Consider the following 12,874-nt stretch of genomic DNA (forward strand, 5'->3'; position numbering starts at 1 on the left):
GCCTCAACCGAGTTTTGGCGGCGGGCCACCGGGGGCCCATTTTTCTTTGGCGCTGAACAGGAACAGCTGCGAGTTATCCGCCGACAGCGGTGCGCGACGGGCCTCCCAGGCATCATCGTGCTTGTCCATGTCGGCGTCGTATTCGATGTGGCAGCCCAGCGGACTGTTGAAGTACCAGAACCAGTTGGAGCCAAACAGGTGACGGCCCGGGCCCCAGAAACTGGTCCAGCCTTTTTGCTCGAAACGCGTCCCGGCCAGCAGCACTTCGGTGCCACTGCCCATGTGGAAGGTGAAGTGTTCGCAGCCTTTCATGTGCGGTGGGGTCTGGATCATGAACAGGCAATGGTGATCGTCAGAGCCTGCCGGACGCATGAACGGCCCGGCGCCAATGAAGGTGTCGGTGGTGCGAAAACCCAGGCGCTCGGCGTAAAAAGCTTCAGCTTTTGCCGCATCAGGGACGAAATACACCACGTGCGACAAAGTGCGCGGGACGGCGCCCATATCGAGGGTAATGCCCGGCTGGTTAAGCGGCCGCTGTGGCGCATGGCCGGCGGCGTTGGTCAGGTCATCCGGTGCGCTGTACGGCTTGCGTACGCTGACCTGAAAAGCGATGGCGAAACCCATGTCGTCAACGCTGTGCAGCACGCCGTGTTGATCACGACGGACGGTGCGGTCACGGGCCAGCTCATCTTCGATGGCATCCAGATCGCTGATCGCAGCGACCCCGTAGACCGTCTCGCGAATCGACGGCGCCGGACCGATCGCCGCCGGCAAATCAGGATCGTCGGCTCGACGGATAATCACCGCGGTGCCATCCAGCGCTTCGAAACGCCCGCCGTTGCTGTCAACGCCGACCGGCGCAAGGCCGTAGTCGCGCAGGCAATCGGTGCAGGCTTGAATGTCATCGACGCCAAAAATCAGGGCATCAAGGCCAATGATGTTCATGGCTTACCACTCCATTGAAATTATGATCCGGTGACTGCCGCCATGGACGCCTTGCAGCGCGCCGGGCCTGACTGGAAACCGGTGGTGGTGTCGGCAGCAGGGCCGACTGCGGCGAAGATTGGCGCAAGGGCTGACAGCTGACTAATCGCGAGTCGGGATGCGACCTATCGGCAAACGCGATACCTGCAACGAAGGTTGACGCGCCGATGGATTCGTTCGAATGTATTGCGAAAATAAATACAAAAACGGACCTGCCCATGCGTTTCAACCATCTGGACCTGAACCTGCTGGTCGCGCTCGATGTATTGCTCGAAGAGCAGAACATCACCCGCGCCGCTGAACGCCTGCACATGACCCAATCCGCCACCAGCGGCGTGCTCGCGCGATTGCGCGCCTACTTTGAGGATGAGTTGCTGGTGCAGGTGGGACGCAAGATGCAGCCCACGCCCTATGCCACGGAACTGGCCAAACCGGTGCGTGAAGTCCTGCTGACGATCCAGTCATCAATCACCGCCAAACCGGTGTTCGACCCGGCCACCAGCAAGCGTCATTTTCGCTTGGTGACCTCGGACTATCTGATCAGCGTGCTGTTCGCCCAAGTGATCCAGAACATTCATCAGGAAGCGCCCAACATCACTTTCGAAATGCTTGGCCCCAGCGACAATTCCGGCGAGTTGCTGATGCGTGGCGAGGTCGACCTGATGATCGTTCCCGAGCGCTACATCATTGACGGCCACCCTTCGCGCCTGCTGTTCGAGGAAGAACACGTGTGCGTGGTGTGGCAAGGCAATACGCATGTCGGCGACAGCCTTACTCTTGAGGAGTACATGGAGATGGGCCATGTCTCGGTGGGCTTTGGCCGTACCCGACACATGAGCATCGAAGAATGGTTCATGAATCAATACGGTTTCAATCGGCGCATTGAAGTGATCACGAACGACTTCAATACCCTGCCGCAATTGATTGTCGGCACGCAGCGCATCGCCACGATGCACCAGCGCCTGGCGAACCTCTACGCGCACTATCTGCCGCTGCGCATCCTGCCGCCGCCGGTGAAGATTCCGGTCATGCGCGAGTACATGCTGTGGCACCGCAGCGTTGACGGCGACCCGATGCACCGCTGGCTGCGCGAACGCATCAGCGAATCCATCCAGCATCTGCAACACGTGCCCATCGTATCTCGCGATACCTCGTATCCGCCGTCACGATTGGCCAATTAGTCGGGTGATCCTTAACGTGCCTTGGGAATGCCAAGGCAACCATAAGGACAACAATAATCATGTTTCGCTATTTCCCGACCAACTACGTTTGGAATCTCTCTGTCGACCTGGCCATTGAAATGGGCGCGCGCATGGGTGAAATCGAAGAGATGTGCGCCCCACTGCAAGAGGCTGCGAAACAGCCAGACGCGGCCGGCACCCGTGCCTTTCGCGAAACCTGGGCGAAAATGGCCGACAAGCTCTGCGGTCTGGCCGAAGAAGACGAAGGCAACGGCCGGATGCTCTCGGCTGGCGAAAAATACAACCGCGCCGCCACCTATTATTTGACCTGCGAGCGCCTGCAAGCCCACGGCGCACCGGGGCGTACCGAGCTCTATCAACGTTTTCTGCAGACCTTCAAGCGCGGCATCGAACTGTCGCGGGAAAACTGCGAACGGGTGGAAATTCCTTACGAGGGCAAACATCTTTCCGGCTTGCTCGTGCGCGCCGAAGGCGTCGAGGGGCCGGCGCCGATACTGGTACAGGTCAACGGTCTGGACTCGACCAAAGAAATGAAATACCGCGTGGGCCTGCCAGCCTGGCTGGCGAAACGCGGTATCTCTTCGCTGATCATCGACCAGCCCGGTACCGGCGAAGCGCTGCGCCTGCATGGCCTGACTGCACGATTCGACAGTGAGCACTGGGCCAGTCGCGTGGTGGATTGGCTGGAAACCCGAAGCGACGTTGATGCCAAACGTATCGGTCTGGAAGGTGTCTCGTTGGGCGGTTATTACTGCCCGCGCGCGGTTGCCTTCGAACCACGCTTCGCCTGCGGCGTCGTATGGGGCGCCAACCATGACTGGCGTGATGTGCAAAAGCGTCGACTGGAAAAGGAAGGCAGCTTCCCGGTACCGCACTACTGGGCGCATGTCTGCTGGGTGTGGGGCGCCAAGGACGTCGAAGAGTTCATGAGCATCGCCGAAGACGTCCACCTCGATGGCGTGCTCGACCGCATCAAGGTGCCCTTCCTCGTGACCCATGGTGAGCAGGATTCGCAGATTCCGTTGAAGTGGGCGCATCGCACCTACGAACAACTGGTCAACAGTCCAAAATGTGAGCTGAAAGTCTTCACCGAACGTGAAGGTGGCGTGCAGCATTCGAGCTTCGACAACAGCATCAATGCCGGGCATTACATTGCTGACTGGATCGCCGAAACCTTGGGCGGCCGTACTGCTTGAATCACTGAAAAAACACGCCATGCAAAACGCCGGACAATCTCTCGATTGTCCGGCGTTTTGCATTACCGGATTCAAGCGCTGGCGCACCTATTGACGCCGTCAATACTCAGCCATCGATGCAATCTGCTGGTGGCCCCCTCGCCTGCTCTTTAGCCTCATGTGCAGAACAATCACAAAGCGAAGACGCCATGACTGCCCTGCACCTGAAATGCCAGACCCTGTTTGACGGCACCGGACTGCAAACCCGCCAACAACAGACATTGATCGTCGAAAACGGCCTGCTCAGTTACGTCGGGCCCACCGCACTGGCACCCGCTCCCAATCCAGGCGATACACAGGTGGATGCAGGGGATAATTTCGTCATGCCGGGGCTGGTCGATGTGCACACACATCTGGCCTTTGGTAACGCGCAGAGCGAGGAAGATATTGATCTGTGGACCAGCGACGAATTTCGCGCATTGCGCGGGATGTTCTTCGCGCAACACGTGCTGGCCGCCGGCGTGACCAGCATGGTCTGCCCCGGCGACAGTGGCCAGCTCAGCATTGCGGTGCGCAATGCGGTGACCGCAGGTTTATTTGAAGGGCCGAGGATCGCAGCCAGCAGCCGCGTCATCACCAATCGGCAGAGTCTCAATGACTGGTTCCCGAGTCGGGTGGGCGCCCCGGAATACTTCACCGCGCAGTTGGTCACCAGCCGTAGCGACGCCCTCGCGGAGATCCGCAAGCAGGCCAAGGACGGCGTCGACCTGATCAAGATCGCCATGGACGGCACGCACCGCCGCCCCAACGGCGAAATCATTGCGGCCTTCACTGCCGACGAAACCTTCGAAATGGTCGAGGAAGCGCATCGTCTGGGCTGCAAGGTCGCCACCCATGCGTACGGACGCGAAGCTGTGATGTACGCGGCGCGCGCGGGCGTTGATCTGGTCTTTCATGCCTTTTACATGGACGACGCCTGCATCGAAGCGCTGCTTGAGGCCGGCAGCATCCTTGCCCCGACCATGACGTTCCCGCAGAACACCGTGGATTTCTGCCAGCCCCATGACCCGGCGATCAGCACCGGTTATGCCGGTTATTGTGCTCGCACACTGGAGGTCGGTTCGGCGGTACTCAAACGGGCCAAAGCGGCTGGCGTACCCTTTGCCTGCGGCAGTGACAGCGGCTTCGCGGTGACGCCTTACGGAGAGTGGCATGCTCGTGAACTGGAGTTGCTGGTGACTCGGCTTGGATTCACCCCGGCCGAAGCGTTATACGCCGCGGCCGCTGTTGGTGCGCGCTGCATGCCGCGCGGTGAAACCCTCGGCTCGCTGCAAGTGGGCAAACAGGCAGATTTCCTCGTGCTCGACGGTTCACCGCTGGATGACATCCGCATCCTTCAGGATCGTTCGCGCCTCAAAGCGGTGTACAAGGCCGGCCAACCGGTACGCATGGATCGCAGCCCCTACAACCCCAAGCAAGTGTCCGATTTCAACTCGCTGAAATGGACCGATCTTTACACCCGCGACCGCGTGGCCCAACTGGGTAAGTGGGCCGTATGAGGACAGAGGCCATGCAACAACTTGATCTACTGACTGCGACGAACATGGCCAGCGATGCCATTTGCATTGCTCGGGAAACCGGAATCAAGCCTCTGGGCGTCGCTGTGCTGGATGCCGCCGGCCATCCATTGGCGGTTTTGCGCGACGAACACGCCACTTTCCTGCGCCCGCAAATCGCCACCGGCAAGGCACGCGGTTGCCTGGGCATGGGTTTTGGTGGGCGCGAACTGGCGCGACGCGCGCAGGCCATGCCGGCGTTTTTCGACGCGATCAACAGTTTGACCGGCGGCGAGGTGATTCCCGTAGCGGGCGGCGTGCTGATTCGTAATGCCGAGGGCATGGTGCTCGGGGCCATCGGCATCAGTGGCGATACCTCGGACAACGACGAACGCTGCGCATTGCTGGCCATCGCCAAGGCCGGATTGGTCGCCGACAGCGGCGATCAGGCAGAGGGTTGATCGAGCAATGCGGCCTGTTCCAGGAGCAGGCCGCGAAACCATTGCATGACCGGGTCATGCTCTTGATAGGGATGCCATTGCAAGACTTGAACGGCCTCGGGAAAAGCCAACGGCGCCCGGTGGACGCGTAATGGATAACACTGGGCGAAGCGTTGCGCCTGTCGTCGAAACACCGTGGCAATGCGTGCGGTACCGACAATGAATTGCGGCATTAGTACAAAGCTTTCAACGGTCACGGCCACTTGTCGCTCAATGCCGAGTTCATGCAGGTGCATGGCATCCATCGCCAGGTTGTGCCCGTCGGCAAACTCGCGCACCACATGCGCCGCGGTGCGATAGTCGGCCATGCTCAGTTGCTCGCTAAACTCTGGCTGTTGGGCGCAGACGATACAACAGAGCTGATCCGTCATGAGCGACACATGGGGATAGGCCGGGTTCAACCGTCGCTGCGGCACGATCACGCAATCACTGCGCCGATAATCGAGCGCTTCGCTGACGACATCGCCGTCGCGCGGAACAGGCATGTCGCGCAGGCTCAAGCGAATATTCGGAGCGATACGCGCCAATACACGGCTGACCTTTGAGAGCAGCACATCGGCGACGTAATCGGAGGCTACCAGAGTGATGTGTCGGTCGCAGTTCGCCGGGTCAAAATTCAGCGGCGCGTCGACGACTTCCCGTGTCAACGCCAACGCAGCACGCACTTTTGGCAGCAACTCCAGGCCCAGCGCCGTGGGTTCGAGGCGGCGTCCCACTTGTACCAGTAACGGGTCGTTGAAATGTTCACGCAAGCGGCCCAGTGCCGAACTGGCAGCTGACTGCCCCAGGCACAGACGCTCGGCCGCCCGGCTGACGCTGCATTCGCTCAGCAAAGCATCCAGCGCAACCAATAGATTAAGGTCGAGGCGTCGATATCGCATGTCGGTTCCGCTGATGGGCGTGGGTCAGGTGTTTGCCCGGAATGGCGGGCATGGTCCACACCCCAATCATGACCTTAACCAGCGGCTTACCGATGTACCAATCGCCTGTATCGCTGGCAGGTATCGTCAATAACGATACCAGGCACCAGCGAGGAATGACTCAGGTTGGCAACTCCCTACACCTAGGCTCAGCGGCGCAGCAGTCGATTGACCAAGAGCAGGACGGCCGCGCCAATGGCGAGTGCGGCGACGGGTTTCTCTTTAACGAACGTTGAAACGCTGTCGAGTGTATCGCCGTAGGTTTTGGTCAGTTGGCCAGCCGCCTGACGACCAACACCTTCAGCCTCCATTGCCGAGTCCCCCATCAGTCTACCGACCGCGCTCTGCGCCTTGCCGGCCAGCTTTTCTGCTACACCTTCTACCTGTTCGCTCTTCATGATTGATCAACCCTGCGTGCATGAGTGGGGAATGCCGACAGCCCTAACCGCGTGGCTGGCAGCACGACATTAGGGGCGCACGCCGGATGATTAGTTCAAAGATGATGTGGCCCGACAGTTTTCCCCTTTGGCAATAGAACCCCTCCAAGTGAGAAGGGTCTGCTCTTGAATCACTCTCGAGAATCCATCCAATGTCCGCGCAACGCAGCCTTGTCATACTCGCCCGGGGAGGCTACGCCGCTAGAGGTGTGCTTTACCTGATCATCGGTATCTTCGCGTTGCTGGCAGCCCATGATTCGACAAAACCCAAGGACAGCCACAGGAGCCTCGAGGCCTTGCTGGCTCAGCCGTTCGGCTATTTTCTCGTTGGGATTGTCGTAGCCGGCCTGCTCGCTTTTGCCGCCTGGCGTTTCCTGCAAGCGACCCGCGATGTCGACCATCACGGCAAAAACCTCAAGGGTTTGGTGATTCGCGCCGGTCTGTTCGCCGGCGGTCTGGTCAACGGTGCTCTGGCATTCTTTGCATTGGGCCTGCTGATCAGCGGCATTAAAAGCTCGGGCGCTTCCGGCGGCCAGAGCAAGGACTGGCTGGCGCATTTTTTGTCTTGGGAAGACTCGAACTTATTGGTGTATCTGATCGCGCTCATTCCGCTGGGTGTTGGAATCGCTCACATCATCAAAGGTTGGAAGGCGTCATTCGAGCAATATTTCGAGGCCGACGAAGACGTCATGCGTTACGTCCGCCCGGTGTCGCGGTTCGGTCTGATCGCCCGTGGCGTGGTGTTTATCGAAATTGCCGTGCTGCTGGCCATCAGCGGTTCCGCTTATAAAGCCATGGACCCACCGGGTATGAAGGAAGCCCTCGACGCCCTGCAGAACCTGCCAGCGGGATGGCTGATTCTAATGGTGATGGCCGCGGGGCTGATTGCCTTCTCGGTTTACAGTTTCTCTGAAGCGTTCTGGCGCAAGATCAATATGGATGTGCCGGGCGTCTCAAGGCAGTAGAGCGCTGCGCCCTCTGTCGAAGCTTTTCCAGCCCGGCGGGAGTGTGACTGCCCACGCTCGGTGAGCAGTGCATTCAGTCAGAAATCCACCGTGGCCGACAGCAGATAAGTCCTCGGTGTCGACAACGTCAACCCCGGCTCACTGTCATCCGAGGCCCCGGCCGAACTCCAATAACGCTTGTCCAGCACATTCTCGATATTGCCACGCAAGGTGATGGTCTTGTCGTCAACCTTGAAGGCATAGCGCGTGCCCACGTCGAAGCGCTCCCACGAGTCGATCTCCTTCTCGTTCGACTGATCCAGGTACTGCGAACTCGAATAGATGCCCCGCGTTGTCAGCGTCAGCCCCTGCACGGTCGGCACGTCCCACTCGGCGCCGAGATTGACGTTGTATTTCGGCGTCGCCGGCGCCCGGTTGCCGTCGAAGGTGCCGTTGCTGGTCTGGGTCAGTTCGCTGTCGATGTACATCACGCCGCCAAGCAAACGGAAACCTTTGAGCGGTTCACCGAACACGCTCAGCTCCACGCCATTGTTCTCGCGCTTGCCATTGGGGCCAAAGACCCGCGTGGTGGCGTTGGTTTCATAGGCTGGTTGCTTGATGCGGAACACTGCAGCCGTCAATGCGTAGGCGCCGGCGTCGTACTTGGCACCGACTTCAACCTGACGGCTGATAAATGGCGGGAAGATCTCATCCTCGTTCACTGATGTCGAAGGCGCGATCTTGCCCTGACTCAAACCTTCCATGTAGTTGGCGTACAACGACAGTTTGTCGGTCGCCTTGAACAGAATGCCGCCCGATGGCGAAACCTTTTCCTCGTCGTAAGCCGTGTCGCCTTTAACGTCATCGCTCCAGTCATCAACTTTCACCCGCTGCCAGCGCGCACCGAGGGTCAGCAGCAAGCGATCATCGAAAAAGCCCAGGGTGTCGGACAACGCCACGCCGCTGAAGCGGTTTTCGGTGTAGACCTTGGCGTCATTGCGTGTCGGCGTGCCGGGTTTTGCTGTTTCCACCGGGTCATACAGGTTGCTGCGCCCTGCCGCGTAACGCGCGCCGCCGTTCTCGAAATCCATGTAGAAGTAGCTGGCCGCCAGATTGACCTCGTGACTCACCGGCCCGGTGTGGAACCAGTTGCGCACGCCCGCCGTGGCCGTGCGCACGTTTTCGTCGCGGGTGAAGTCGCGTGGCAGAACGCTGAAATCACCGGCGTCGTTGGTCACGGAAACGGCGTGGCGCAAGAAGTCATGGTTACTTTTGCGCGCACCGACGCCGCCGTACAGCATCACCGAATCATTGACGTCGAACTCGGCGTTGAACGTACCGAAGGTGTCCTCGGTTTTCGCCTGGCTCCACGGTTGCGCGTAGTTGCGATGCACGCTGTTCGCGCTCGGCACCTTGGCGTTGGCCGCGACTTGCACGCGCTCCTGCGGTGCGTCGGTGTCGCGTTCGGTGTGGCCGATATCGGTCGAAAGGCGCAGGCGTTCACCGCGAAAATCCAGGCCTAGAACGGCCATGTCACGGTCGACACTTTGATGATCCCACTCGGTGTCGCCGGATTGTTTGACGCCGTTGAAACGCAGGCCAAATTGATTGTCCTCGCCGAAGCGCCGGCCGACATCCACCGCGCCGCCGACCTGATTGTTCGAGGCGTAATTGGCCGTCAGTGAGGTGATCGGTTTGTCGGTGGCACGCTTGGGCACCACGTTGATCCCGCCACCGACACTGCCCCGTGGCGAAATCCCGTTGATGAGTTGGCTCGGGCCTTTGAGGATGTCGACGCGATCGGCCATTTCCATGTCGATCGTGTAAGTGGGCAGCACGCCATAGAGCCCGTTGTAGGCGACGTCGCTGTTGAACAGGCTGAAACCACGGATGGTGAACTGCTCGTAGCGGCCACCGGCCGGGTTGGTCGCGCGCACCGACGGATCGCTGGCAATCAGATCGCCCAAGGTGCGCGCCTGCTGATTCTTCACCGCCTCGCTGGTGTAGGTGGTCATGCTGAACGGGGTTTCCATGAAATCTTTCGACCCCAGCAAACCCTGCGAGCCACGGCGCGCGACCTGGCCGCCGGCAAACACATCAGCATCACTGGAACCGGTGGCACCAAGAATCGACGTCGGCGCCAGTTGCAGGCTGCTGCCCTCGGCGACTGGAATCAGTGTGTAGGCCTGATCGCCCAACGGTTGCAGTTGCAGACCGGAACCCAGCAACAAGCGAGCAAACCCCTCCTCCACAGCGAATTCGCCGGACAAGCCGTTGCTGTTGCGGCCACTCACCAGTGCCGGATCGACCGACAGATTGACCCCGGCCAACCCGGCAAAGCGGGTCAGTGCTGCACTCAAACTACCGGCCGGTACCTGGTAACTGCGCCGAGCGGCGTCTTCGGCCCAACTGGACTGGATCAACACAGGGCTGGCACTCAGGCTCAGCAGGAGGCTCAATTGCAACAACGGACGCAAACGACTTGGGAATACTGCGGGCATTGGAAGAAGCTCTCGATTTTGTTCACTTACCTGCAATGACCGGTGAGGCGAAAAAAAGGGACAGGCTTCAGACGATATTTTTTCGCGGCGTCAGCGTTACCCAGAAACGCGTGCGCGAATGCACCTCCAGCGGCAGGCTCGCCGCCAGCAGGGCCAGGACTTTATCGGTGTCGTCGAGACGGAAACTGCCGGTGACACGCAGACCTTCCAGTGCCGGCTCCCAGCGCAAAAGGCCCGAGCGATAACGGCTCAACTCGCGCAGGAAATCCCCCAACGGCTGGTTTTGCGCCATTAACACACCGTCACGCCAACCCGGCATTTTGGCGTCGAACAGCGCGATCGGTGCGGCGCCGGAGGCCTGCAAATTGACCTGTTGCCCGGCGTTCAACTGCAGCGCCGGCCCGTGCAAGGGCTGCAATTGCACCGAGCCGCTGACCACCGAAACATCGCAATCACGCTCGTTGAGGCGCACACAGATTTCGCTGCGGCTGACGATGATCCGACCGTACGCCGCGTTGACCGTCAATGCCGTGCTACCCGGAACGTTGAGCGCCATTTCGCCGCGCACCAAGGTCAACTGACGGCTGGCCAGATCGACGTTTACCGCACTGGCGGTGTTCAGTTGCAAGGTGCTGCCGTCGGCCAACCGTGTTCGGGTGTGCTCGCCAGTGGCGGTCTGTAAATCGGCGCGCCAAACGTCGAGCGGCAACTGGCGACTGATCAACCACGCCGCAGGCACCAACGCCGCCAGCCCCAGCGCCCTTTTCAATGCTGCACGCCGCGCCAGATCCGGGCGATCGAGTGTGGCCATGGCCAATTCTGTCGGCAGACTGGAAAAGCGCTGGCGCAGCAATTGAATCTTCTGCCAGGCGTTTTCATGGCGGCTATCGCTGTTGCGCCAATGCTGCAGCCGCGCGTGATCGTCATCGGTAGCATCACCGGATTCCAGTAACGCCAACCATTGCGCAGCGGCACGTGCAACATCGCGCGCTTGTACGTTGGGCGCTATTCGCATCATAGATCCAACATCAAGCAATGCTCGTAAGCCGTTGCCATATAACGTTTTATAGTTCGTTCAGAGACTTGTAGACGCTCGGCGATTTCACGGTAACCGAGGCCTTCCAGCTGACTCCACAAAAACGCCCGGCGCACTGGCCGTGGCAAGCCATCGAGCAATTCATCCAGCGCTTGCAGGGTTTCCAGCAGCACCCAGCGCTGCTCGGGCGACGGCACGCACTCCTCCGGCAATTGCGCGAGGGCTGCGAGATAGGCTTTTTCCAGACTGCGGCGCGTGTAGAAATTGCTCAGCAGGCGTTTGCCCACGGTCAGCAAGTACGCGCGCGGCTCGCGCATATCGACAATCGGCTGAGCGCTGCACAGCACGCGCAGGAACGTGTCCTGACTCAAGTCCGCCGCATCCCACGCATTGCCCATGCGCCGCCGCAGCCAGGTTTCCAGCCAGCCTCGGTGATCGCGATACAGTTCGTGCAGGTGCTGCGGCGATGGCGTCGCTGCTTCAGTCATCTCAAGAGTCCTGCGCGAAGTCAGTTTCAAATGAGAGTGATTCTATTTAACTTGCGCGCCGACACAAAGCCTTTTTATCCACGACGGCATTCATGAGCGCTTCAAGGTCTCGCTCGGCAACTCCTTGAACAACGCCCGGTAACTGCTGGAAAACCTTCCCAAATGCCAGAACGACCACTGCATCGCCACCTCGGCAACCGTCGTTTCCGTGGGCCGGCGCTTGAGCAATTCGCGGTGTGCACTGTTCAACCGACGCAAGCGCAGCCAGTGACTCGGGGTCATCCCGGTGTAGGCCTTGAACGCTTGTTGCAATTGCCGCAAAGGTACCCCTGCCACGTGCGACAGTTCGAGCAGATTGAGGGTATCTTCCGGCGAATCCGCCGCCCACTCCCCGACCCGTTTCATGATCATTCGTTCTTCGCTACGTTTCTGTAACCCGCCGCGATCAAGGCTGGTATGAGCGTTGTCGAGGATGAACAAACAGTCTTCGAGCAGCTGCTTTGTCAGCGAATCTTTATCAAGCGGATCAACAGTTTGCGACAACTTCGTGAGAGTCGAACTTAACCAGCGACTGAACAGGGCATTCTGTCCGCAGTTGAGTTGCGTCATGAACAACCCTTCGAGTTTCGCCACATCCAGACCGTGCTGACGGACAAACTCCGGACCGAACACCACGGCGATTTCCTGATAGTTCTCCGGGGTAATCCAGATGTTGCGGCTCTCTTCATTGAGCAGGTACAGCGCGTTGTCACTGCGATCAAAACAGAACGCCAAAGCACCCGACGGCGCACTGAAATTCTGCTCGACCCGGGTGTTCATCTGCTCTTCATAGACCTCGACGCCCTGCAGATCCAGATAGCGGATCTGCCCGGCAAAATGCCCCGGCGACATCTGTTGGTAATGCTGGACCCAGCCCGGTGTAGCACGGACTTGTTCGGCGACATCGGCGGTGTTGAACGCTTGGACTTGTAGCGGATTGCACATTGTCATGGGGTGACCTTGCGCACTCTTTTGGTGCGCTTTGGTGCTGCTTAAAGTGGATAGATGGAACTGCAAGGCTCGCCCAAGATAGTCGTCAACGCGCCACAGGGGAAGGGGCGGAAGATGAAACCCGCCCTCCCCGGCGTCTAT

12 protein-coding genes are annotated in these 12,874 nt (G+C 59.6%); 5 read left to right on the forward strand and 7 right to left on the reverse strand.

Translation table 11 applies throughout. The annotated features are described in order from the left end of the window. Positions 1-3: 3 nt before the first annotated feature. Complete coding sequence (locus tag AK821_RS13595) at positions 4-945, reverse strand: VOC family protein (RefSeq protein WP_064390122.1); 942 nt, start codon at positions 943-945, stop codon at positions 4-6. 257 nt (positions 946-1,202) lie between these two features. Between AK821_RS13595 and AK821_RS13600 the strand changes: the two genes are divergently transcribed. The 4 genes from AK821_RS13600 to AK821_RS13615 all read left to right on the forward strand — a co-directional run bounded on the left by AK821_RS13600 (position 1,203) and on the right by AK821_RS13615 (position 5,378). Next, on the forward strand, positions 1,203-2,165 hold the full coding sequence (locus tag AK821_RS13600; RefSeq protein ID WP_064390123.1) for a LysR family transcriptional regulator: 963 nt from the start codon (positions 1,203-1,205) through the stop codon (positions 2,163-2,165). A gap of 59 nt (positions 2,166-2,224) precedes the next feature. Beyond that, the gene (locus AK821_RS13605; RefSeq protein WP_064390124.1) at positions 2,225-3,382 is read left to right on the forward strand and encodes an alpha/beta hydrolase family protein; all 1,158 of its coding nucleotides are present in this window, start codon (positions 2,225-2,227) and stop codon (positions 3,380-3,382) included. Between the two features lie 188 nt (positions 3,383-3,570). After that, positions 3,571-4,920: a metal-dependent hydrolase family protein gene (locus AK821_RS13610; RefSeq protein ID WP_064390125.1), complete on the forward strand. Its 1,350-nt coding sequence runs from the start codon at positions 3,571-3,573 to the stop codon at positions 4,918-4,920. An 11-nt stretch (positions 4,921-4,931) separates the two neighbouring features. Beyond that, entirely contained in the window at positions 4,932-5,378 is a 447-nt protein-coding gene (locus tag AK821_RS13615) for a GlcG/HbpS family heme-binding protein (protein ID WP_064390126.1), read from the forward strand. Here the strand turns inward: AK821_RS13615 and AK821_RS13620 are convergent. Together AK821_RS13620 and AK821_RS13625 are read right to left on the reverse strand one after the other, a co-directional pair. Next, positions 5,363-6,298, reverse strand: coding sequence for a LysR family transcriptional regulator (locus tag AK821_RS13620; protein ID WP_064390127.1), 936 nt, complete (start codon positions 6,296-6,298; stop codon positions 5,363-5,365). The genes AK821_RS13615 and AK821_RS13620 overlap by 16 nt on opposite strands. A gap of 188 nt (positions 6,299-6,486) precedes the next feature. Beyond that, positions 6,487-6,735, reverse strand: coding sequence for a CsbD family protein (locus tag AK821_RS13625; protein ID WP_064390128.1), 249 nt, complete (start codon positions 6,733-6,735; stop codon positions 6,487-6,489). Between the two features lie 191 nt (positions 6,736-6,926). On the opposite strand from AK821_RS13625, the gene AK821_RS13630 reads away from it, so the two are divergent. Next, on the forward strand, positions 6,927-7,739 hold the full coding sequence (locus AK821_RS13630; protein WP_064390129.1) for a DUF1206 domain-containing protein: 813 nt from the start codon (positions 6,927-6,929) through the stop codon (positions 7,737-7,739). Positions 7,740-7,816: 77 nt separating this feature from the next. Here AK821_RS13630 and AK821_RS13635 read toward each other — a convergent pair whose 3' ends face one another. The 4 genes from AK821_RS13635 to AK821_RS13650 form a co-directional block, all read right to left on the reverse strand. Next, entirely contained in the window at positions 7,817-10,219 is a 2,403-nt protein-coding gene (locus AK821_RS13635) for a TonB-dependent receptor (RefSeq protein WP_064390130.1), read from the reverse strand. Between the two features lie 67 nt (positions 10,220-10,286). Beyond that, complete coding sequence (locus AK821_RS13640) at positions 10,287-11,234, reverse strand: FecR domain-containing protein (protein ID WP_064390131.1); 948 nt, start codon at positions 11,232-11,234, stop codon at positions 10,287-10,289. Continuing rightward, a complete protein-coding gene (locus tag AK821_RS13645) occupies positions 11,234-11,743 on the reverse strand; it encodes a sigma-70 family RNA polymerase sigma factor (RefSeq protein ID WP_064390132.1) in 510 nt (169 codons plus the stop codon). The genes AK821_RS13640 and AK821_RS13645 overlap by 1 nt, the downstream gene beginning before the upstream one ends. Positions 11,744-11,833: 90 nt before the next feature. Then, positions 11,834-12,733, reverse strand: coding sequence for a helix-turn-helix domain-containing protein (locus AK821_RS13650; protein WP_064390133.1), 900 nt, complete (start codon positions 12,731-12,733; stop codon positions 11,834-11,836). Between the last annotated feature and the right edge of the window lie 141 nt (positions 12,734-12,874).

It is taken from the genome of Pseudomonas sp. RIT-PI-r (genome assembly GCF_001297015.1).
In the GTDB taxonomy this organism is placed as follows: Bacteria; Pseudomonadota; Gammaproteobacteria; order Pseudomonadales; family Pseudomonadaceae; genus Aquipseudomonas.

What these genes read in the sequence shown, in the direction of transcription:
- AK821_RS13650 (WP_064390133.1), bottom strand. Translation starts at nt 12,733, where the DNA reads ATGACAATGTGCAATCCGCTACAAGTCCAAGCGTTCAACACCGCCGAT.
- AK821_RS13640 (WP_064390131.1), bottom strand. Translation starts at nt 11,234, where the DNA reads ATGCGAATAGCGCCCAACGTACAAGCGCGCGATGTTGCACGTGCCGCT.
- AK821_RS13615 (WP_064390126.1), top strand. Translation starts at nt 4,932, where the DNA reads ATGCAACAACTTGATCTACTGACTGCGACGAACATGGCCAGCGATGCC.
- AK821_RS13645 (WP_064390132.1), bottom strand. Translation starts at nt 11,743, where the DNA reads ATGACTGAAGCAGCGACGCCATCGCCGCAGCACCTGCACGAACTGTAT.
- AK821_RS13600 (WP_064390123.1), top strand. Translation starts at nt 1,203, where the DNA reads ATGCGTTTCAACCATCTGGACCTGAACCTGCTGGTCGCGCTCGATGTA.
- AK821_RS13635 (WP_064390130.1), bottom strand. Translation starts at nt 10,219, where the DNA reads ATGCCCGCAGTATTCCCAAGTCGTTTGCGTCCGTTGTTGCAATTGAGC.
- AK821_RS13595 (WP_064390122.1), bottom strand. Translation starts at nt 945, where the DNA reads ATGAACATCATTGGCCTTGATGCCCTGATTTTTGGCGTCGATGACATT.
- AK821_RS13630 (WP_064390129.1), top strand. Translation starts at nt 6,927, where the DNA reads ATGTCCGCGCAACGCAGCCTTGTCATACTCGCCCGGGGAGGCTACGCC.
- AK821_RS13620 (WP_064390127.1), bottom strand. Translation starts at nt 6,298, where the DNA reads ATGCGATATCGACGCCTCGACCTTAATCTATTGGTTGCGCTGGATGCT.
- AK821_RS13625 (WP_064390128.1), bottom strand. Translation starts at nt 6,735, where the DNA reads ATGAAGAGCGAACAGGTAGAAGGTGTAGCAGAAAAGCTGGCCGGCAAG.
- AK821_RS13605 (WP_064390124.1), top strand. Translation starts at nt 2,225, where the DNA reads ATGTTTCGCTATTTCCCGACCAACTACGTTTGGAATCTCTCTGTCGAC.
- AK821_RS13610 (WP_064390125.1), top strand. Translation starts at nt 3,571, where the DNA reads ATGACTGCCCTGCACCTGAAATGCCAGACCCTGTTTGACGGCACCGGA.